Below are 21,597 nucleotides of genomic sequence, written 5' to 3'. Positions count from 1 at the left end.
TATTTACTCATTATGATGCCGAGGAAATAGAGTGGATAACGCACGCGCAGGCTTTCTGTTAACTCGCCACTGGCGGGATACGCCAGCAGGCAGCGAAATCACGCTGTGGCTGGCGACGGACGCCGGGCCGCAGAGGGTGGTTCTGCCACCGCAGGAGTCCGTGGCGTTTATTCCTGCCGAGCAGCAGGCCGCCGCCACCCGCCTGTTAGCGGGTGAGCGCGACTGGCGTTTTGCCCCGCTTGAGTTGAAAGATTTCCGCCAGCGCCCGGTGGTTGGCCTGTATTGCCGACAGCAACGCCAGCTGCAAAAGCTGGATAAGCTGCTGCGTGAAAATGGCATCACGCTGTATGAAACGGATGTACGCCCGCCGGAGCGTTTCCTGATGGAGCGTTTTATTACCGCGCCCGTCTGGTTCAGCGGCCAACCCTCTGGGGACCGGCTGACCCAAACCCGTCTGAAACCGCACCCGGATTACCGCCCACCGCTGAAATGGGTCTCGCTGGACATTGAAACGACGCGCCACGGCGAGCTGTACTGCATTGGCCTTGAAGGCTGCGGCCAGCGTGATGTCTACATGCTTGGCCCGGAAAACGGCGATGCCAGCCAGCTCGATTTTAATCTGGAATATGTCGCCAGCCGCCCGCAGCTGCTGGAGAAACTCAACGCCTGGTTTGCCCGTCACGATCCCGATGTACTGATCGGCTGGAATGTGGTGCAGTTTGACCTGCGTGTGCTGCAAAAACATGCCGACCGTTACGGCATTCCGCTGAATCTGGGGCGGGGTAACAGCCCGGCGCTGGAGTGGCGCGAACACGGGTTTAAGCCGGGTATTTTCTTCGCCCAGGCCAGCGGTCGGCTGATTATTGACGGCATTGAAGCCCTGAAATCTGCCTTCTGGAACTTTGAATCCTTCAGCCTTGAAGCAGTTTCACGTGAGCTGCTGGGGGAAGGTAAGGCCATTAATAATCCCTGGCAGCGTATGGAAGAGATTGATCAGCGCTTTGCGGAAGATAAGCCCGCGCTGGCGCACTACAACCTGAAAGACTGCGAACTGGTGACGCGTATTTTCCAGCACACGGAACTGATGCCCTTCCTGCTGGAACGCGCATCGGTGAATGGTCTGGCCGTTGATCGCCACGGCGGCTCGGTGGCTGCATTTGGTCACCTCTACCTGCCGCGTATGCATCGCGCAGGTTTTGTTGCCCCGAATCTGGGCGATGTGGCCCCGGAAGCCAGCCCGGGCGGTTACGTGATGGATTCACAGCCCGGCCTGTATGACTCCGTGCTGGTGCTGGATTATAAAAGCCTGTATCCGTCGATCATCCGCACCTTTTTAATTGACCCGGTAGGGTTGGTTGAAGGCATGGCGCAGCCGGATGACACGCACTCTGTCGCGGGCTATCGCGGCGCACGTTTCTCACGCACCAACCACTGCCTGCCGGCCATTGTGAATCAGATCTGGCAGGGGCGTGAAGAGGCCAAACGACAGGGCAACAAGCCGCTGTCACAGGCGCTGAAAATCATTATGAATGCCTTTTATGGCGTACTGGGCACCAGCGCCTGCCGTTTCTTTGATCCGCGTCTCGCCTCCTCCATCACCATGCGAGGCCACGATATTATGCGCCAGACCCGCGAGCTGGTTGAAGCCGAAGGGTTTGATGTGATTTATGGCGATACCGATTCCACCTTCGTCTGGCTGAAATCGGCTCACGATGAAGCGCGCGCAGCGGAGATTGGCCGCCATCTTGTGGCCACCGTGAATCAATGGTGGCAACAGCATCTGCGCAAAGAGTTCAACGTGGAAAGCGCGCTGGAGCTGGAGTATGAAACCCACTTCAGCCGTTTTCTGATGCCGACCATCCGGGGTGCCGAACAGGGCAGCAAGAAGCGCTATGCGGGGCTGATCCGCAGCGGTGACAAGCCGCGTATGGTATTTAAAGGATTAGAAACGGTGCGCACCGACTGGACGCCGCTGGCACAAAAGTTTCAGCAGGAACTCTATCTGCGTATTTTTACCGGGCAACCCTATCAGGACTATATCCGGGAAACCGTGCGCCAGCTGCTGGAGGGTGAACTGGACGATCAGCTCACTTACAGTAAACGGCTGCGTCGCCCGCTGGGCGAATACCAGCGTAATGTGCCCCCACACGTGCGTGCCGCCCGTATCGCTGATGAACACAACCAGAAGCTTGGCCGGCCGTTGCTCTACCAGAAAGGCGGGAAGATCCGTTATGTGATTGCCACTTCAGGCCCGGAACCGCTGGAAGCGCGGATTACGCCCTTGGACTACGATCACTACCTGACGCGCCAGTTACAACCGGTGGCCGATGGTATCCTGCCGTTTATGCAGGATGACTTTGCTACACTGGTAACAGGACAGCTGGGGCTTTTTTGACAGGTGACGAATGGGCGGCCTTCCAGTACCATAGCGCTCCTCCTAAGCATCAATCGTTCTGAATTCACCGCCAGGTACTTTTTTACCGGGCAGCAGTGCTATTGCCTGAAACAAACTAGACGAGAATCGAGCCGAATATTTATGCCTTTTACACTTGGTCAACGCTGGATAAGCGATACGGAAAGCGAACTGGGATTGGGAACTGTGGTTGCCGTAGATACACGAATGGTCACCCTGCTCTTTCCTGCCACGGGCGAAAACCGTCTCTACGCCAGAAACGATTCTCCCATCACTCGTGTGGTGTTCAATCCTGGCGACACCATTACCAGCCATGAAGGCTGGCAAATGGAAGTTGGCGAAGTAAAAACCGACAATGGCGTGGTCAGCTATGTCGGAACCCGGCTTGATACCGAAGAAGCAAACGTCGTCCTGCGTGAAGTGATGCTCGACAGCAAACTGGTGTTTGGCAAACCACAGGATCGCCTGTTTGCCGGACAACTGGACCGCATGGACCGTTTCGCCCTGCGTTTTCGCGCGCGTAAATATCAGAGTGAGCAGTATCGCCTGGCCACCAGCGGCCTGCGCGGTATGCGTACCAGCCTGATCCCTCACCAGTTGCATATCGCTCACGATGTCGGCCGCCGTCATGCGCCGCGCGTGCTGCTGGCCGATGAAGTGGGCTTAGGGAAAACCATTGAAGCCGGGATGATCATCCACCAGCAGCTGCTGGCGGGTCGTGCCGAGCGTATTCTGATCGTGGTACCCGAAACGTTGCAGCATCAGTGGCTGGTCGAAATGCTGCGTCGCTTCAACCTGCGCTTTGCCCTGTTTGATGATGACCGCTACGCCGAAGCCCAGCACGACAGCGATAACCCGTTTGAAACCGAGCAGATGATTATCTGTTCGCTCGACTTTGTCCGCCGTAACAAGCAGCGCCTGGAAAAACTGGCCGACGCCGAGTGGGATCTGATGGTGGTGGATGAAGCTCATCACCTCGTCTGGTCCGAAGACGCGCCAAGCCGTGAGTATCAGGTGATTGAACAACTGGCCGAGCAGATCCCGGGCATTCTGCTGCTGACCGCTACCCCGGAACAGCTGGGGATGGAAAGTCACTTTGCGCGTCTGCGCCTGCTGGACTCCAACCGTTTCCACGACTTCGCCCAGTTTGTTGAAGAACAGAAGCACTTCCGTCCGATTGCCGATGCCGTTGCGATGCTGCTGGCCGACAAAACCATCGGTAACGATGAGCTGAATCTGCTCAACGATTTGATGGGTGAACAGGATATTGAGCCGCTGCTGCAAACCGCCAACAGCGATCGCGAAGGCAAGCTGGAAGCCCGTCAGGAGCTGATCAGCATGCTGATGGACCGCCACGGCACCAGCCGCGTGCTGTTCCGTAACACCCGTAACGGTGTAAAAGGCTTCCCGAAACGCGAACTGCATCAGATCCGCCTGCCGCTGCCAACGCAGTATCAGACGGCGATCAAAGTCTCCGGCATTATGAGCGCCCGTAAATCAGCGGATGAGCGCGCACGCGACATGCTCTACCCGGAGCAGATTTATCAGGAATTTGAAGGCGACAGCGGCACCTGGTGGAACTTCGACCCGCGTGTCGACTGGCTGATGGGCTTCCTGACCAGCAACCGCGACAAAAAAGTGCTGGTGATCTGCGCCAAGGCAGCCACCGCCCTGCAACTGGAGCAGGTGCTGCGTGAGCGCGAAGGCATCCGTGCCGCCGTGTTCCACGAAGGTCTGTCAATCATCGAACGCGACCGCGCGGCAGCCTGGTTTGCTTCGGAAGAAGACGGCGCTCAGGTGCTGCTGTGCTCGGAAATCGGTTCAGAAGGCCGTAACTTCCAGTTCGCCAGCCAGATGGTGATGTTTGACCTGCCGTTTAACCCGGACCTGCTGGAGCAGCGTATCGGCCGTCTTGACCGTATTGGTCAGGCGCACGATATTCAGATCCATGTTCCTTACCTGGAAAAAACGGCGCAGTCGGTGCTGGTGCAGTGGTATCACGAAGGGCTGGATGCGTTTGAACACACCTGCCCGACCGGTCGTACCGTTTACGACAGCGTTTATGCGCCACTGATTGAGTACCTGGCCGCGCCAGAAAATACCGAAGGGCTGGATGACTTTATCCATCAGTGCCGTAAACAGCATGATGCCCTGAAAATACAGCTGGAACAGGGCCGCGACCGCCTGCTGGAACTGAACTCTAACGGCGGCGAGAAAGCCCAGGCGCTGGCCAACCTGATTTCCGAGCAGGATAACGACATTGAACTGGTGAACTTCGCACTCAACCTGTTCGATATCGTTGGTATTAATCAGGAAGATCGCAGTGATAACCTGATTATCCTGACGCCGGGCGATCATATGCTGGTGCCGGACTTCCCAGGCCTGCCGGAAGATGGTTGCACCATCACCTTCGACCGCAACCAGGCGCTGTCGCGTGAAGATGCCCAGTATGTCAGTTGGGAGCACCCGATCATCCGTAACGGTCTGGATCTGATCCTCTCCGGTGATACCGGAAGCTGCGCCATTTCACTGCTGAAAAACAAAGCGCTGCCGGTGGGGACACTGCTGCTGGAGTTGATCTACGTGGTGGAAGCTCAGGCGCCGAAGCATCTGCAACTGACGCGCTTCCTGCCGCCTACGCCGGTGCGCATGCTGGTTGACCGCAAAGGCACCAACCTGGCCGCGAAAGTGGAGTTCGAAAGCTTCAACCGTCAGCTTAACGCAGTGAACCGCCACACCGGCAGCAAGCTGGTCAATGCCGTACAGCAGGATGTCCATGAGATCATCAAGCTGTCGGAAGATGAGGCGGCCGTTGAAGCCCGCAAGCTGATCGATGCAGCACGCGTGGAAGCCAATGAAAAACTGAGTGCCGAGCTGTCACGTCTGCAAGCGCTAAGCGCCGTTAACCCGAACATCCGTCAGGATGAAATGGATGCGCTGGAAAACAACCGCGAGCAGGTTCTGGCTAATCTGGACGAAGCAGGCTGGCGCCTGGATGCGCTGCGTCTGATCGTTGTCACACATCAGTAATGAGACAGGGCCGGCGCTCGCCGGCCCTTACGAGAGAGTTATGGAACCCTACAACCCACCACAAGAACCCTGGCTGCATATTCTCTATCAGGATGATCACATCATGGTGGTGAATAAACCCAGTGGACTGCTTTCCGTTCCCGGTCGCCTGGAAGAACACAAAGACAGCGTGATGACGCGCGTTCAGCGTGATTATCCGGCGGCAGAATCGGTGCATCGCCTGGATATGGCGACCAGCGGTGTGATTGTGGTGGCGCTGACTAAGGCCGCCGAGCGTGAGCTGAAGCGGCAGTTCCGCGAGCGTGAACCGCAGAAAACTTATGTGGCGCGCGTCTTCGGGCACCCGCTGCCAGAGAAAGGGTTGGTCGATTTACCGTTAATTTGTGACTGGCCGAACCGGCCGAAGCAGAAGGTCTGTTTTGAAACCGGTAAGTCTGCGCAAACAGAATATCAGGTGCTGGATTACGCCAGTGATAACAGCGCCCGCATACAGTTAAAACCGATTACCGGGCGCTCTCACCAGCTGCGTGTGCATATGCTGGCGCTCGGCCATCCGATCCTCGGTGATAACTTCTATGCGCACGACGAAGCAAAAGCGATGGCACCTCGCCTGCAGCTGCACGCGGAAAGCCTGAGCATTACCCATCCACAGTTCGGTACGCCGATGACGTTCCGGCAACCAGCGGATTTTTGATTTATTGCCCATCATCGACACGGGGCGACCGGAAAAAATGGTCGCCCCCTACGCGATACTGGGTAACGATCAAGATATAAGGGGCTGACCTTCTTTTTCGATCAGCCCGCTTTCACCGACTATTTGAATCCTTTTTCGCGTTTGATCAGGTCGTAAGCTCCCTGAATCTCCTGCGCTTTCTGCTTCGCCATCTCCATCATCTCTGGCGGTAACCCTTTTGCCACCAGTTTATCCGGGTGATGTTCTCCCATCAGCTTGCGATAGGCGCGTTTAATGGTGGTGCCATCATCGGTGCTTTTCACCCCCAGCACGCTACAGGCGTCTTCCAGCGTTGGTCCACGCTGCGCGCCAGCAAACCCGCCCTGCGACGATCCGCTGTATTGGGAACCACCGCCAAACTGCTGGCCGCTCGCCATCATGCGCAGGAACTGATCGAACTGCGCACGCGAAATACCCAGTTCTTCGGCAATCACATACAGCACCTGACGCTCATTGGGGTGCAACGAACCGTCGGCAAACGCCGCCTGAATCTGAATTTCCAGGAACATACGGATCAGGTCGAAACGACCAAAACAAGCGCTCCGCAGCTCACGCAGTTTGTCACGCAGAGGATAATCGCCCTCTTTGCCTTCGCGGAAAGCCTGCTGCGCGGCAATACGGCCATCGCTGTCCAACTGCATGCGATCCATCAGCAACGACGCCATCTGAATATCAGCATCCGTGACGCGGCCTTTTGACTTTGTCAGATGTCCCATCACCTGGAAGGTGGTGCGGAAAAACAGCGCCTGACGGGTTTGCTGGTTGGCGAAATACCCCTGACGGGCAGGCGAACGCGCTTTATCAATCAGGTGCCCGGCCAGAAGGCCAAAAAGTGCACCCCAGAAGCCTGCGCCGGACAATAAACCCAACACAAGACCCAATACTTTTCCCCAATAGCGCATATACTCCTCAATTCGCCATGCTGAAGGCTAAAAATTGCATTATCATACCTGTCATTTCTCTCATAGCCTATTGGTACGCGGCCAGACAACCAGAAGTATACCTGTCATAAAAGATGCAGGGTATGACTAGCGCAATGCAGTTCAGTACGTTAGTCTCTGACCGTTTGTCGGCATGATGCCAGTGATTACGGAATTCTCGATACCGCGTATGAATAAAAGACTACCTACGTTGCTGGCCACCTTGATTGGTTCAGCACTCTACAGCCATCAAGGGCTGGCTGATGACCTCGCATCCCAATGTATGCTTGGGGTGCCCAGTTACGACCGTCCGCTGGTACAGGGAAAGGCAACAAACCAATTACCCGTAACGATTGATGCAGATAGTGCCAAAGGCAATTATCCCGATGACGCAGTCTTTACCGGTAATGTGGATGTTCGTCAGGGCAATGGCCGTCTGCAATCTGATGAAGTTCAGCTGCATCAGAAAATGCTCAATGGACAGACGACGCCAACGCGTACTGTCGATGCTCTGGGTAATGTGCACTATGACGATAACCAGGTCATCCTGAAAGGTCCGAAAGCCTGGTCCAACCTGAATACTAAAGACACCAACGTGTGGAATGGTAATTACCAGATGGTCGGCCGCCAGGGGCGCGGTGAGGCTGACCAGATGAAACTGCGTGATGATAACCGTTATACCATTCTGGAAAACGGTACCTTTACCTCATGTCTTCCGGGGCAGAACAGCTGGAGCGTTGTCGGCTCTGAAATCATTCATGACCGCGATGAACAGCTGGCTGAGATCTGGAACGCCCGCTTTAAACTGGGCCCGGTGCCAATATTCTACAGCCCTTATTTACAGCTCCCGGTGGGTGATAAACGTCGCTCCGGTTTCCTGATCCCGAATGCAAAATACGGCAGTAACAGCGGCTTCGAATTTATGCTGCCGTACTACTGGAACATTGCACCGCAGGCCGATGCTACGCTGACGCCGCACTATATCAGCCGCCGTGGCGTGCAGTGGCAGAATGAGTTCCGTTATCTGACCGGCGCAGGCACTGGCCTGATGGAGTTCGACTATCTGAATTCCGACAGCGTCTATAACAGTGACCACCCGGATGATAAAGACGCCAATCGCTGGCTGTTCTACTGGAAGCATTCTGGCGTTTACGATCAGCACTGGCGTTTCAACGCCGATTACACCAAGGTCAGCGATCCTTACTATTTCACCGATCTCGACTCGGTGTATGGTTCGACCACCGACGGCTACGTGACGCAGAAGTTCAGCGTGGGTTATTCGGAACAAAACTGGGATGCCACCCTGTCGACCAAACAGTTCCAGATTTTCTCCACCAATGCGAATAACGATGTCTATCGCGCCGAGCCACAGCTCGACGTCAATTATTACAACAATGATGTTGGACCGTTCGATACGCATCTCTATGCGCAGGCAGTGAAATTCACCAACGTGAACGAGCGTCTGCCAGATGCTACGCGTCTGCATCTTGAGCCAACCATTGGCCTGCCAGTATCCAATGGCTGGGGCAGTATCAACACCGAAGCCAAGCTGCTGGCCACGCATTACGAACAGAACGATATTGATTATTACAACGCGCGCAACAGTGATAACCAGTTAAAGAACTCGGTAAATCGCGTGATGCCGCAGTTTAAAGTCGACGGCAAGATGGTGTTCGACCGGAATATGAACTGGTCACCGGGCTACACGCAGACGTTGGAACCGCGTGTGCAGTACCTTTACACCCCTTATCGTGATCAAAGCGACATCCGCGCCTACGACTCTACGCTGCTGCAAAGTGACTACACGGGCCTGTTCCGTGACCGGACATATAGCGGCCTGGATCGCATCGCTTCAGCTAACCAGGTGACCACCGGCGTGACCTCGCGAATTTTTGATAACGATCTGGTTGAACGTTTTAATGCTTCCATTGGTCAAATCTACTCGTTCACCCCCGCTCGTACCGGGTTGAACAACACGGATGATGACGATCGCGGCAGCCTGGTGTGGGCTGGCGACACCTACTGGAGGGTGAGTGACAACTGGTCAGCGCGCGGTGGACTGCAATACGACACTCGACTGAATAACGTTTCTCAGGGTAATGCCGTGCTGGAATGGCGTCGTGATGCTGACCGTATGGTGCAGCTGAACTACCGCTATACCAGTGAGGAATATGTTCAGCAGACGCTGACACAGTACAACAATGCGTTATACCAGAAAGGCATTTCGCAGGTGGGCGCGACAGCAAGCTGGCCTATCGCTGATGCATGGTCAGTCGTCGGTGCATGGTATTACGATACCAAGGCTAACCAGGCTGCCGATCAACTGCTCGGTGTACAGTACAGCTCTTGTTGTTATGCACTCCGACTGGGCTATGAACGCAAAATCACCAGTTGGGAAAACGACAGCAGTAAATATGACAATAAAATCTCGTTCAACATTGAACTGCGTGGCCTCAGCCCAAGCTATGGCTTAGGTACCGGTCAAATGCTGCGTCAGGGCATCCTGCCTTATCAACGCGCTTTCTGATGTTGTAATGTTTGGTATGCAAACCCGCAGTGCGGATAGAAGAATGGAAAAAGTATGAAGAACTGGAGAATGCTGATCCTCGGTGCAGCCCTGACAGCCAACACTGCGTTCGCAGCCCCGCAAGTTGTTGATAAAGTTGCCGCCATCGTTAATAACGGTGTAGTGCTAGAAAGTGACGTGGACGGCATGATGCAGTCCGTTAAAGGCCAGTCGCAGCAAGCCGGCCAGCAGTTACCGGATGATAAAACCCTGCGTCACCAGATCGTTGAACGTCTGGTGATGGACAATATCCTGCTACAGATGGCCAAACAGGCCGGTATTCAGGTGAGTGATGCGCAGCTGGATCAGGCGATTGGTAACATCGCCGCGCAGAACAAAATGAGTGTTGACCAGTTGCGTAGCCGCCTGGCGTACGATGGCATGAACTATGCCACCTACCGCGAGCAGATCCGCAAAGAGATGACCACCTCGGAAGTGCGTAACAACGAAGTGCGTCGTCGTGTCACCATCCTGCCGCAGGAAGTGGATCAGCTGTCAACCCAGATGGCGTCGCAGAACGATGCAGGCACTGAATTGAACATCAGCCACATCCTGTTGCCGCTGCCGGAAAACCCGACGCAGCAGCAGGTTGACGATCAGGAAAGTCTGGCGAAACAGCTGGCAGGTGAAGCCAAGTCCGGTGCCGATTTCGGTAAACTGGCCATCACCTACTCTGCTGACCCGCAGGCACTGAAGGGCGGTAACATGGGCTGGGGCCGTATTCAGGAGCTGCCATCCCTGTTTGCTCAGGCGCTGGTGACGGCGAAAAAAGGCGATATCATTGGTCCAATCCGTTCTGGCGTGGGTTTCCATATTCTGAAAGTTAATGATATGCGCGGTGATAACCAGAGCATTTCGGTAACCGAAGTTCACGCACGTCATATCCTGCTGAAGCCATCACCGATCATGACTGACGATCAGGCGCGTCAGAAATTGCAGGAAGTGGCTGCTGAGATCAAAAGTGGCAAGCTGACCTTTGCCGACGCGGCTAAACAGCTGTCGCAGGACCCGGGTTCAGCGAACCAGGGTGGCGATCTGGGCTGGAGCTCACCGGAAGTGTACGATCCTGCTTTCCGTGATGCCCTGCTGCGTCTGCAAAAAGGCCAGGTGAGCGGCCCGGTTCACTCTTCCTTCGGCTGGCATCTGATCCAGTTGCTGGATACCCGCAAGGTGGATAAAACCGACGCGGCGAAAAAAGAGCGTGCTTATCGTCTGCTGTTCAACCGTAAATTCTCGGAAGAAGCACAAACCTGGATGCAGGAACAACGTGCTGCTGCCTACGTGAAAATTCTGGATGCGAATGCTCAGTAATCAACGTGTGGTGATCACCCCCGGCGAACCCGCCGGGATTGGTCCCGATTTACTCGTTCAACTGGCACAGCTTGCCTGGCCCGTTGAACTGGTTGTCTGTGCTGACCCCGAGCTGCTGCGCACCCGCGCGGCAGCTTTGCATTTACCCCTTACCCTGCGCGAGTATCTGCCGGGCAGCCCGGCGCAACCTCAGCTGGCCGGGACGCTCACCGTGCTACCTGTGCTGCTGGCACAGCCGGTGGTGGCGGGTGAGCTTTGCGTCGATAACGGTCATTATGTGCTGGCAACCCTCGCCCGTGCCTGTGACGGCTGTCTGAGCGGTGAATTCGCCGCCCTGATCACCGGACCGGTACACAAAGGTGTCATCAACGACGCCGGTATCCCGTTTAGCGGGCATACCGAGTTCTTCGCCGAGCGCGCGGACTGTGAGCGCGTGGTGATGATGCTGGCAACGGAGGAGCTGCGCGTTGCGCTGGCGACCACCCATTTGCCGCTGAAAGATGTCGCTGCCGCCATTACCCGCGACAGCCTGCATGAAGTCATCACGATCCTGCACGCCGACCTGCAAAGCAAGTTTGGTCTGGCGTCACCGCATATCTTTGTTTGCGGTCTGAACCCGCATGCCGGGGAAGGCGGCCATATGGGCCGTGAAGAGATCGATGTGATTATCCCGGCGCTGGATGAACTCCGCCAGCGCGGTATACAGCTGACTGGGCCACTGCCAGCGGATACACTGTTCCAGCCCAAGTATCTGCAACATGCTGATGCGGTGCTGGCGATGTATCACGATCAGGGGCTTCCGGTGCTAAAATATCAGGGCTTTGGTCGGGCGGTGAATATCACCCTCGGTCTGCCATTTATCCGCACGTCTGTTGACCACGGCACAGCTCTCGAGCTGGCTGGAAGCGGTCAGGCTGATGCGGGCAGCTTTATGACGGCGCTTAACCTCGCCATTACCATGATTAAGAGCAGTAATGAATAGTCGCGTTCACCAGGGCCACTTCGCCCGCAAACGTTTTGGACAGAACTTCCTTAACGATCCGTACATTATCGAAAGCATTGTCAACGCCATCCACCCTCAAAAGGGCGAGGCGGTTGTCGAAATCGGTCCAGGCCTTGCTGCGCTTACCGAGCCGGTAGGCGAACGTCTGGATGCCATGACAGTGATTGAGATTGACCGCGATCTTGCCGCGCGTCTGCAAACTCATCCGTTCCTTGGCCCTAAGCTGACCATTTTCCAGCAGGATGCGATGGCTTTTGACTTCGCCGCGTATGCGCAGGAAAAAGGCCAGAAGCTGCGCGTATTTGGTAATCTGCCGTATAACATCTCGACGCCCCTGATGTTCCACCTGTTTAGCTATACCGGTGCCATTCAGGACATGCACTTTATGCTGCAAAAAGAAGTGGTTAACCGCCTGGTTGCCGGGCCGGGCAGCAAAGCCTACGGCCGTCTGACCGTCATGGCGCAGTATTACTGCCAGGTGATCCCGGTGCTGGAAGTCCCACCTGAATCCTTTACCCCGGCACCGAAAGTCGACTCTGCCGTGGTGCGTCTGATGCCATATGCACAGATCCCACACCCGGTTGACGATATTCGTGCCCTGAGCCGCATCACCACGGAAGCCTTCGGTAAACGCCGTAAAACTCTGCGCAACAGCCTCGGCCATCTTTTCTCTGCAGAAGCACTGGCAGAAATGGAGATTGACCCGACGTTGCGTGCAGAGAATATCAGCGTTGCACAATATTGCCGTATGGCGAACTGGTTGACTGCGCATCCTCAGCCGCAGGAGAACTGAGTATGAACGATACGCCCAAAGTCTGTGTTCAGGTACAAAGTGCCTATATTGCGTCACAGTCTGCACCTGAAGAAGAACGTTATGTGTTTGCTTACACCATCACGATACGTAATCTGGGGCGTATCCCGGTTCAGCTCATTGGCCGTTACTGGCTCATCACTAACGGTAACGGCCGGGAAACCGAAGTTCAGGGCGAAGGTGTAGTCGGTGAACAGCCGCACATCGAGCCTGGCGACGAGTTTCAGTACACCAGCGGGGCCGTTCTCGAAACCCCGATGGGCACCATGCAAGGTCACTATCAGATGATCGATGTCAACGGCGAACCGTTCACCGTTGATATCCCGGTCTTCCGCCTGGCGATTGCCACCCATATTCACTAATCCGGCCTTTTTGCATGAGCACTTATTTAATCGGCGATGTCCACGGTTGCTACGACGAATTGCGATCGCTTCTGAACCAGGTGGCCTTCGACCCTCAGGTTGATCAGCTCTGGCTGACGGGCGATCTGGTTGCGCGCGGGCCTGCTTCGCTTGAGGTTCTGCGTTTTGTGCGTTACCTCGGCGACTGTGTAAAAATGGTGCTGGGCAATCATGACCTGCATCTGCTGGCGGTCTACGCCGGTATCAGCCGCAACAAACCCAAAGATCGCATTACGCCATTGCTGGAAGCCCCTGACGCTGATCTGCTGATCAACTGGCTACGTCGCCAGCCGCTGTTACAGGTTGATGAAGAAAAAAAGCTGGTCATGGCCCACGCCGGGATCACCCCGCAGTGGGATATCGAGACGGCAAAAAGCTGTGCGCGTGAAGTGGAAGCGGTCCTCAGCAGCGATACTTATCCGCTGTTTCTGGATGCGATGTACGGTGATATGCCCAACAACTGGACGCCGGAACTCAGCGGCCTGGCGCGTTTACGCTTCAGTACCAATGCCCTGACGCGAATGCGTTTTTGCTTTCCGAACGGCCAGCTGGATATGATCGCAAAAGAAGCACCGGACAGCGCTCCCCCACCGCTAAAACCCTGGTTCACCATCCCCGGGCCGGTGTCGAATGATTACACCATCGCGTTTGGTCACTGGGCATCGCTGGAAGGAAAAGGCACGCCGGACGGGATCCTCGCCCTGGATACCGGTTGTTGCTGGGGAGGAACCTTGACGATGTTGCGCTGGGAAGATAAGCGGGTGTTTGTGCAGGTATCGAACCGCGAAAAAGAGATGTAGCTTGATTGAAAGGGTCGATCGGAAAAAATGATCGACCCCTACGGATTATCTGCGGTCTAAAATCTCAAAGCAGAAACTGTGCGAGTTCTTGTCGTCAGCGTCGTGGAACTCGCTGAAGGTTGACTGCCACTCATCCGGCTCGTAGTCCGGGAAATGCGTATCCCCTTCCACTTCCGCATCAATGTGCGTCAGATACAGACGGTCAGCACGTGCCAGCATCTGCTCATAAATACGCCCACCGCCAATCACCATAAGCTCTTCCACATCACCTGCAGTGTTTAGCGCCTCATCAATTGAGGTCACCCAGGTCACACCTTCGGCATCACCAGGACGGCTGCTGATCACGATATTCAGGCGGCCCGGCAACGGACGTCCAATGGACTCCCAGGTACGGCGGCCCATGATCACGGGTTTATTCAGGGTATGCTTTTTAAACCATGCCAGGTCGGCCGGCAGATGCCAGGGCATGGCATTTTCCATCCCAATCACACGGTCGGCCGCCAGGGCCGCAATCAGGCTAATCATCATATAAAACTCAGCAGGGGGTAAAATTGGCGCCATCATACGGAAAGGCGAAACTTTCGTCGATAGCTAACCGGAGGATATTCGGTAAAGGTTTTACAGGTTATCGGTTGCGTCACCTTCTGCTTGTTTTTTCCCCACATTAAACCAGGAGGCATGATAGAATCCGCGGCTCGCTCAGCTACAGACCGTCGTTATGTTAGAAACCAGTTTATTTGTCGCCACTATTGCAGCGCTCGGGATGCTTTCTCCCGGCCCTGACTTTTTCCTGATTATCAAAAATGCGGCCCGCTACCGACGCAGCGCGGCCATGATGACCGCAATGGGCGTGAACTGCGCCGTTGCCACGCATATGGCTTACTGCGTTGCCGGGCTGGCGGTGGTGATCACCACCACGCCGTGGCTGTTTATGCTGCTGAAATATGCCGGAGCCGGTTACCTGATCTACATCGGTATCCAGGCGTTACGTTCCCGTGGCAGCAGCAAAATGGATCTCAGTAACGTAGCACCTGAGCAGACCTCGCTGAAGAAAGCCTTTATGCAGGGTTACCTGTGCAACCTGCTGAACCCTAAAGCCACGCTGTTTTTCCTGTCGATCTTTACCCAGGTACTGAGCGTTGACTCCAGCGTGCATGAAAAGCTGTTGTATGCAGGTATTATCCTCGGCCTGTCGACGCTGTGGTGGCCGCTATTGGTGGTGCTGATCCAGAGCGCACCGGTACGTCGTGGCCTGACAAAAGCGCAACGCATTGTGGATAAACTGCTGGGCGGCGTGCTGATTGCGCTCGGTATTAAGGTGGCGTTGTCGTAGGGGTCAGGAACGCCCAGTCTTCGGCCCTGGCAGAACAATAGAACGGTAGTAGCCGCCCCTCTTTTTCAGTCGGTCAGTGACGCGGGTCTTACCCTTGGTGCGCACTGTCAGCACGGGGCGTTCGGAGAAATGATCGCCCCCAACAGCGCAGGTGACATCGTTCTGCCAGTCGTAACCAAAAAAAAACCCCGCCGAAGCGGGGTCTGTTGCTGTCACCTAAACCGGCGTTAAGCGTTGATCTGCGCGTGCATTTCCTGCACGGAGATCACCTGCTCGATAGCGCTGGCATTCAGTGAAGTGGTGGTGGCGAACGCACCATTCAGCGTGGTGTCGTAATGCACCTTGTACTGCAGCGCGCTGCGACGGATCAGCTTGGAATCCTCAATCGCCTGGCGGCCTGCGGTGGTGTTAACGATATAAACGTACTCACCATTTTTCACCCGATCCTGAATATGCGGGCGACCTTCGTGAACCTTGTTCACCTGGCGCACCTCAATTCCGGCCGCTTTCAGCACAGCGGCAGTACCTGCGGTGGCATCCAGTTCGAAACCAAAGTCCAGCAGACGGCGTGCCAGCTCAACGATGCGTTTCTTATCGCCTTCGCGCACTGACAGCAGCGCACGGCCACTTTTCTTCATGTTGCTCTGTGCGCCCAGCATCGCTTTACAGAAGGCTTCTGCAAAGTTACGGCCCACGCCCATCACTTCACCGGTCGAACGCATTTCCGGGCCAAGGATAGGGTCAACACCCTGGAACTTGTTAAACGGCAGCACCACTTCTTTCACCGAGTAATACGGTGGGATGATCTCTTTCGTCACACCCTGAGCAGCCAGCGTTTTGCCCGCCATTACGCGTGCGGCAACCTTCGCCAGCGGCATCCCGGTCGCTTTGGAGACAAACGGTACGGTACGCGCAGCACGTGGGTTCACCTCAATCAGGTAAACTTCGTTGTCTTTCACCGCAAACTGCACGTTCATCAGGCCGCGTACGCCCAGTTCAAAGGCCAGCTTTTTCACCTGGTCGCGCATCACATCCTGGATTTCCTGGCTCAGCGTATACGCTGGCAGTGAACAGGCTGAGTCACCGGAGTGAACGCCCGCCTGCTCAATGTGCTCCATAATGCCGCCAATCAGTACCTGCTCACCGTCACAGATGGCATCCACGTCGACTTCAACGGCGTCATCCAGGAAACGGTCCAGCAGAACCGGCGCATCATTCGACACAGACACCGCCGTGTTGAAGTAACGCTTCAGGTCGATTTCGTCATAGACGATTTCCATCGCACGGCCGCCCAGCACATAAGACGGACGCACCACCAGCGGATAGCCGATCAGCGCGGCTTTTTCGACCGCCATTTCAATGGCGGTCACGGTGGCGTTTGCAGGCTGTTTCAGGCCCAGGCGATCAACCGCCTGCTGGAAACGCTCACGATCTTCTGCACGGTCAATGGCATCCGGGCTGGTGCCGATTACCGGCACGCCTGCGGCTTCCAGCGCACGCGCCAGCTTCAGTGGCGTCTGGCCACCGTACTGCACGATCACGCCTTTAGGCTTCTCGATACGCACGATTTCCAGCACGTCTTCCAGGGTCACCGGCTCAAAGTAGAGGCGGTCTGAGGTGTCGTAATCGGTAGAGACGGTTTCCGGGTTACAGTTGACCATGATGGTCTCGAACCCGTCTTCGCGCAGCGCCAGCGAGGCATGTACGCAGCAGTAGTCGAACTCGATGCCCTGGCCGATACGGTTTGGACCGCCGCCCAGCACCATGATTTTGTCACGGTCCTGGTTAGGATTCGCTTCGCACTCTTCTTCATAGGTGGAGTACATGTAGGCAGTGTTGGTGGAGAATTCTGCCGCACAGGTATCAACACGTTTGTAGACCGGGTGCAGGTTATGCTGCTCACGCAGCGCACGGATTTCTGCTTCAGGCACACCCGCCACATCGGCCAGGCGTGCATCGGCAAACCCTTTACGCTTCAGGGCGCGCAGGAAATCATAGTTCAGGCCGTTAACGCCCTGCTCGGCAACCTGCTGCTCCAGCTTCACCAGCTCTTCAATCTGCACCAGGAACCAGCGGTCAACGTTGGTCAGCGCGAACACATCGTCCACACTCATCGCAGCACGGAAGGCGTCAGCGATGTACCAGATACGGTCGCAGCCAGCATCTTTCAGCTCGCGACGAATGGTGGTCAGCGCTTCCGGGTCATCAAGGCTCACTTTCGGGTCAAAGCCGTTGGCACCCACTTCCAGACCGCGCAGAGCTTTCTGCATTGATTCCTGGAAGGTGCGGCCAATCGCCATCACTTCACCGACAGATTTCATCTGCGTGGTCAGACGGTCATTGGCACCGGCAAACTTCTCGAAGTTAAAGCGCGGGATCTTCGTCACAACGTAGTCGATGGACGGTTCGAAGGAGGCAGGAGTCAAACCACCGGTGATGTCGTTGGTCAGCTCATCCAGCGTAAAGCCGACGGCCAGCTTGGCGGCGATTTTTGCAATCGGGAAACCGGTCGCTTTGGATGCCAGCGCGGAAGAACGCGATACGCGCGGGTTCATCTCAATGACAATCAGACGACCGTTTTCCGGGTTAACCGAGAACTGTACGTTTGAACCGCCGGTTTCCACACCGATTTCACGCAGTACCGCCAGCGAGGCGTTACGCATGATCTGGTACTCTTTGTCGGTCAGCGTCTGTGCTGGCGCAACCGTGATGGAGTCACCGGTGTGAATCCCCATCGCATCGAAGTTTTCAATCGAGCAGACGATGATGCAGTTGTCGTTTTTATCACGCACCACTTCCATCTCGTACTCTTTCCAGCCAATCAGCGACTCATCAATCAGCAGCTCATTGGTGGGCGACAGGTCGAGGCCGCGCTCGCAAATCTCTTCAAACTCTTCGCGGTTGTAAGCGATACCGCCGCCCGTGCCACCCATGGTGAATGACGGACGGATAATGCACGGGAAGCCCACGTCAGCGGCAACCGCCAGCGCTTCTTCCATGGTGTGGGCGATACCGGAACGCGCGGTGTCGAGGCCGATTTTCTTCATCGCGACGTCGAAACGACGACGGTCTTCGGCTTTATCGATGGCATCCGCAGTGGCGCCGATCATCGTGACACCAAATTCAGCCAACACGCCCTGACGTTCCAGCTCCAGCGCACAGTTCAGCGCAGTCTGGCCGCCCATCGTTGGCAGCACGGCATCCGGGCGCTCTTTCTCAATGATTTTGCGCACCACTTCCCAGTGGATAGGTTCGATGTAGGTCGCATCGGCCATATCCGGGTCGGTCATGATGGTGGCAGGGTTGGAGTTCACCAGGATAACGCGGTAGCCCTCTTCACGCAGCGCTTTACACGCCTGGGCACCCGAGTAGTCAAATTCGCAGGCCTGGCCGATTACAATCGGGCCAGCACCAAGGATCAGGATACTTTTTATGTCTGTACGTTTTGGCATTTTCTTTCTCTCCCGATCTTATTTAGCAGCTTTAATCAGTTCGATAAAGTGATCGAACAATGGGGCAGCATCGTGCGGGCCTGGGCTGGCTTCCGGGTGACCCTGGAAGCTGAAGGCTGCTTTATCGGTGCGGTGAATACCCTGTACCGTATGGTCAAACAGAGAGGTATGGGTCACACGCAGATTTGAAGGCAGCTGGCTATCGTCGACGGCAAAACCGTGGTTCTGGGCGGTAATCATCACAGTATTGTTATCGTGATCTTTCACCGGGTGGTTACCACCGTGGTGACCCAGCTTCATCTTCACGGTTTTAGCACCGCTGGCCAGCGCCAGTAACTGGTGGCCAAGGCAGATACCGAATACCGGAATGTCGGTTTCCAGCAGGCGTTTAATCGCCGTAATCGCATAGTCACACGGTTCCGGGTCACCAGGGCCGTTAGAGAGGAACACACCGTCCGGGTTCAGCTTCAGCACATCTTCAGCGGAAGTCTGCGCCGGAACAACGGTCAGGCGGCAGCCGCGATCAACCAGCATACGCAGAATGTTACGCTTCACGCCGTAGTCGTAAGCGACAACATGGAACGGCAGTTCTGCATCAGTCTTCGGCGCAGGCAGTTCACCTTCCAGCGTCCAGCTTCCCTGCTGCCATGGGTAGGCATCCGGGGTGGTCACTTCTTTCGCCAGGTCCATGCCTTTCAGGCCAGGGAAGGCTTTGGCTTTTTCCAGTGCCACGGCGGCGTCCAGCGCATCGCCCGCAATGATACAGCCATTCTGTGCCCCTTTTTCGCGCAGCAAACGAGTCAGCTTACGCGTATCGATATCGGCAATAGCGACAATGTTGTGGCGAGTCAGGTAATCAGACAGGCCTTCTTCATTGCGGTAGTTGCTGGCAATCAGCGGTAAATCACGGATAACCAGACCCGATGCATGTACCTGAGAAGATTCTGCGTCAGCGGAGTTGGTGCCGACATTGCCGATATGGGGATAAGTAAGAGTGACGATCTGGCGGGAATAGGAGGGATCAGTGAGGATTTCTTGATAACCGGTCATTGACGTGTTGAAAACAACTTCTCCCACTGCCGAACCGATTGCCCCGATGGCCCGACCGTGGAATTGGGTTCCGTCTTCCAGAACCAATAGCGCTGACTTAATCAAAACATCCTCCAGGGAATAAACAGTCACAATATCTGCATATTAATTCAGGAATGACCCCAAAATCAATGCAAAAACTGCCTGACTGCTCAGTTTTTGGCAAATTGCGCGCATTCTAATGATAGCCCTCGCTATTGTCTACCCTGCGAGGAGGTTTTTCTGCGTTTTTTAACTAACTGAGCGTAAAACCGGAAGATTTACCCTGAAAGCATGACACATCCTGGCCATAAAATCGGTTGCCTGAACGATTGTGCATAATTTTAGGGGGTAGAGAGTGAAAAAGTGGACCAAATGGTCAAAAATAGCGTTTATCGAGGAATAAAAACAGTGATAACACCAAAATATAACAACAACACGAAAGATTAATGATTAACCCGTCATTATTACAAAAACAAAAAGGGCAATAAAATTATTGCCCACCCAATCAGAACCTTATGATTGAAATAACCACATCACGATGGTACACAACACTTATAAATCATCAAGATTAAGAACGCTACGCATATCATGAAGGCCTGTTTTATGCGCTTTCAACCATACTGCTGCACGAACTGCGCCATTAGCGAAGGTCATGCGGCTTGAAGCCTTGTGGGTTATCTCTACCCGCTCGCCAATATCTGCAAACATCGCCGTGTGCTCACCAACGATATCCCCGGCACGTACAGTGGCAAAACCGATGGTCTGTGCTTCACGCTCACCGGTGTAACCTTCGCGGCTATAGACCGCATGCTCATTCAGGTTCCAGTTCATCGCATCAGCAATGGCTTCACCCATCGCCAGCGCGGTACCCGATGGTGCATCCACTTTATGACGGTGATGCGCTTCGATGATCTCGATATCCGCGTAGTCACCCATCACTTTGGCGGCTTTCTCCAGCAGCTTCAGCACCAGGTTAACACCTACGCTAAAGTTGGCGGCAAACACGATGCCGATATCGGCAGAAGCGGCTTTGATGGCGGCTTTACCTTCTTCATCGAAACCGGTGGTACCAATAACCATCGCTTTTTTATGCTGACGGCAAAACTCCAGATAGTGCAGCGTGCCTTCCGGGCGGGTGAAATCGATCAAGACATCGAAATCATTCACCACTGCATCAAGGTTATCCGTCACTTTAATGCCCAGTACACCACAACCTGCCAGTTCTCCGGCATCTGCGCCCGTCAGCGACGAACCTGAACGCACCAGCGCTGCGCCCAAACGCGTACCTTCAGCCTGAACCGTTGCCTGAATCAGCTGACGCCCCATACGCCCTGCGGCTCCCACAATGGCGATACGGATTTCTGCATTACTCATAATTATTCATTCCTGACAGATTTCTATTCATTCAAGCCGCATACAGATTAACCACCGGTTAACGTCTGCGCCACAATTAAAACCAGATAATAAGAATTTTACGCCAGCGCGTGAGGATTATCAGTAAAACAGATTTTGTAAGGATTGGGGAAGGGAAAATGGGATGGGCGGTGAGTGAAAAAAGGGTCGCCCTCTGAGGGACACCCACAAAAATGAATGGCTGGCAGTCTGGCTTCAGGTCCGGGGCCAGTTTGAGCACGCCGGAACGGCAACGGCCGCATATATGCGGGCCTCGGCACGCGACGTCCTGTCGCGTGCCGCCCGGCTTACCTCAAACTGGCCCCATCCCCACAGAACGGTTGCTCGCTGTGAATGTTAA

Annotated in this window: 15 protein-coding genes; 10 read left to right on the top strand and 5 right to left on the bottom strand. The window is 55.2% G+C overall.

The window, feature by feature from the left end; translation table 11 throughout:
- The first annotated feature begins 31 nt into the window (after window positions 1-31).
- From polB to rluA, 3 genes are all read left to right on the top strand, one after another.
- The gene (gene polB, locus ACFL9S_RS21020; RefSeq protein WP_405263799.1) at window positions 32-2,395 is read left to right on the top strand and encodes a DNA polymerase II; all 2,364 of its coding nucleotides are present in this window, start codon (window positions 32-34) and stop codon (window positions 2,393-2,395) included.
- A gap of 141 nt (window positions 2,396-2,536) precedes the next feature.
- Entirely contained in the window at window positions 2,537-5,443 is a 2,907-nt protein-coding gene (gene rapA, locus ACFL9S_RS21015; RefSeq protein WP_405263797.1) for an RNA polymerase-associated protein RapA, read from the top strand.
- A gap of 40 nt (window positions 5,444-5,483) precedes the next feature.
- Window positions 5,484-6,137 carry a bifunctional tRNA pseudouridine(32) synthase/23S rRNA pseudouridine(746) synthase RluA gene (gene rluA, locus ACFL9S_RS21010; protein ID WP_405263796.1) on the top strand — a complete coding sequence of 218 codons (654 nt, stop codon included), beginning with the start codon at window positions 5,484-5,486 and terminating at the stop codon, window positions 6,135-6,137.
- A 119-nt stretch (window positions 6,138-6,256) separates the two neighbouring features.
- On the opposite strand, the gene djlA is transcribed toward rluA, so the two are convergent.
- Window positions 6,257-7,078: a co-chaperone DjlA gene (gene djlA, locus ACFL9S_RS21005; protein ID WP_405263795.1), complete on the bottom strand. Its 822-nt coding sequence runs from the start codon at window positions 7,076-7,078 to the stop codon at window positions 6,257-6,259.
- 172 nt (window positions 7,079-7,250) lie between these two features.
- On the opposite strand from djlA, the gene lptD reads away from it, so the two are divergent.
- From lptD to apaH, 6 genes are read left to right on the top strand one after another with little or no spacing between them, the layout of a single operon-like run.
- Complete coding sequence (lptD, locus tag ACFL9S_RS21000; protein WP_405263794.1) at window positions 7,251-9,623, top strand: LPS assembly protein LptD; 2,373 nt, start codon at window positions 7,251-7,253, stop codon at window positions 9,621-9,623.
- A gap of 54 nt (window positions 9,624-9,677) precedes the next feature.
- Window positions 9,678-10,973, top strand: a complete 1,296-nt coding sequence (gene surA / locus ACFL9S_RS20995; RefSeq protein ID WP_405263793.1) for a peptidylprolyl isomerase SurA — start codon at window positions 9,678-9,680, stop codon at window positions 10,971-10,973.
- The gene (gene pdxA / locus ACFL9S_RS20990; RefSeq protein ID WP_405263792.1) at window positions 10,963-11,955 is read left to right on the top strand and encodes a 4-hydroxythreonine-4-phosphate dehydrogenase PdxA; all 993 of its coding nucleotides are present in this window, start codon (window positions 10,963-10,965) and stop codon (window positions 11,953-11,955) included. The genes surA and pdxA overlap by 11 nt, the downstream gene beginning before the upstream one ends.
- The gene (gene rsmA, locus ACFL9S_RS20985; RefSeq protein ID WP_133842331.1) at window positions 11,948-12,769 is read left to right on the top strand and encodes a 16S rRNA (adenine(1518)-N(6)/adenine(1519)-N(6))-dimethyltransferase RsmA; all 822 of its coding nucleotides are present in this window, start codon (window positions 11,948-11,950) and stop codon (window positions 12,767-12,769) included. Before pdxA ends, rsmA begins: the two co-directional genes overlap by 8 nt.
- Window positions 12,770-12,771: 2 nt before the next feature.
- Window positions 12,772-13,149 carry a Co2+/Mg2+ efflux protein ApaG gene (apaG, locus tag ACFL9S_RS20980; protein ID WP_405263791.1) on the top strand — a complete coding sequence of 126 codons (378 nt, stop codon included), beginning with the start codon at window positions 12,772-12,774 and terminating at the stop codon, window positions 13,147-13,149.
- A 14-nt stretch (window positions 13,150-13,163) separates the two neighbouring features.
- Window positions 13,164-13,988 carry a bis(5'-nucleosyl)-tetraphosphatase (symmetrical) ApaH gene (gene apaH, locus ACFL9S_RS20975; RefSeq protein ID WP_405263789.1) on the top strand — a complete coding sequence of 275 codons (825 nt, stop codon included), beginning with the start codon at window positions 13,164-13,166 and terminating at the stop codon, window positions 13,986-13,988.
- A gap of 45 nt (window positions 13,989-14,033) precedes the next feature.
- On the opposite strand, the gene folA is transcribed toward apaH, so the two are convergent.
- Window positions 14,034-14,516: a type 3 dihydrofolate reductase gene (gene folA, locus ACFL9S_RS20970; protein ID WP_405263788.1), complete on the bottom strand. Its 483-nt coding sequence runs from the start codon at window positions 14,514-14,516 to the stop codon at window positions 14,034-14,036.
- Window positions 14,517-14,706: 190 nt separating this feature from the next.
- Between folA and ACFL9S_RS20965 the strand changes: the two genes are divergently transcribed.
- The gene (locus ACFL9S_RS20965; RefSeq protein WP_405263787.1) at window positions 14,707-15,321 is read left to right on the top strand and encodes a LysE family translocator; all 615 of its coding nucleotides are present in this window, start codon (window positions 14,707-14,709) and stop codon (window positions 15,319-15,321) included.
- Between the two features lie 227 nt (window positions 15,322-15,548).
- Here the strand turns inward: ACFL9S_RS20965 and carB are convergent, their stop codons facing one another.
- The 3 genes from carB to dapB form a co-directional block, all read right to left on the bottom strand.
- Entirely contained in the window at window positions 15,549-18,773 is a 3,225-nt protein-coding gene (gene carB, locus ACFL9S_RS20960; protein ID WP_405263786.1) for a carbamoyl-phosphate synthase large subunit, read from the bottom strand.
- Window positions 18,774-18,791: 18 nt separating this feature from the next.
- Window positions 18,792-19,928, bottom strand: a complete 1,137-nt coding sequence (gene carA / locus ACFL9S_RS20955; protein ID WP_405263785.1) for a glutamine-hydrolyzing carbamoyl-phosphate synthase small subunit — start codon at window positions 19,926-19,928, stop codon at window positions 18,792-18,794.
- 468 nt (window positions 19,929-20,396) lie between these two features.
- Entirely contained in the window at window positions 20,397-21,218 is an 822-nt protein-coding gene (gene dapB / locus ACFL9S_RS20950) for a 4-hydroxy-tetrahydrodipicolinate reductase (RefSeq protein ID WP_405263784.1), read from the bottom strand.
- Window positions 21,219-21,597 lie beyond the last annotated feature (379 nt).

This window comes from Erwinia sp. AnSW2-5 (genome assembly GCF_045107195.1).
Classification (GTDB): Bacteria; Pseudomonadota; Gammaproteobacteria; order Enterobacterales; family Enterobacteriaceae; genus Erwinia.
The sequence above is the reverse complement of the archived record's forward strand: the minus strand, read 5'-3'. Positions and strand labels throughout refer to the sequence as shown.

Coding starts and splice junctions, on each gene's coding strand:
- rapA (WP_405263797.1), top strand. CDS start 2,537: ATGCCTTTTACACTTGGTCAACGCTGGATAAGCGATACGGAAAGCGAA.
- rluA (WP_405263796.1), top strand. CDS start 5,484: ATGGAACCCTACAACCCACCACAAGAACCCTGGCTGCATATTCTCTAT.
- djlA (WP_405263795.1), bottom strand. CDS start 7,078: ATGCGCTATTGGGGAAAAGTATTGGGTCTTGTGTTGGGTTTATTGTCC.
- lptD (WP_405263794.1), top strand. CDS start 7,251: ATGATGCCAGTGATTACGGAATTCTCGATACCGCGTATGAATAAAAGA.
- surA (WP_405263793.1), top strand. CDS start 9,678: ATGAAGAACTGGAGAATGCTGATCCTCGGTGCAGCCCTGACAGCCAAC.
- pdxA (WP_405263792.1), top strand. CDS start 10,963: ATGCTCAGTAATCAACGTGTGGTGATCACCCCCGGCGAACCCGCCGGG.
- rsmA (WP_133842331.1), top strand. CDS start 11,948: ATGAATAGTCGCGTTCACCAGGGCCACTTCGCCCGCAAACGTTTTGGA.
- apaG (WP_405263791.1), top strand. CDS start 12,772: ATGAACGATACGCCCAAAGTCTGTGTTCAGGTACAAAGTGCCTATATT.
- apaH (WP_405263789.1), top strand. CDS start 13,164: ATGAGCACTTATTTAATCGGCGATGTCCACGGTTGCTACGACGAATTG.
- folA (WP_405263788.1), bottom strand. CDS start 14,516: ATGATGATTAGCCTGATTGCGGCCCTGGCGGCCGACCGTGTGATTGGG.
- ACFL9S_RS20965 (WP_405263787.1), top strand. CDS start 14,707: ATGTTAGAAACCAGTTTATTTGTCGCCACTATTGCAGCGCTCGGGATG.
- carB (WP_405263786.1), bottom strand. CDS start 18,773: ATGCCAAAACGTACAGACATAAAAAGTATCCTGATCCTTGGTGCTGGC.
- dapB (WP_405263784.1), bottom strand. CDS start 21,218: ATGAGTAATGCAGAAATCCGTATCGCCATTGTGGGAGCCGCAGGGCGT.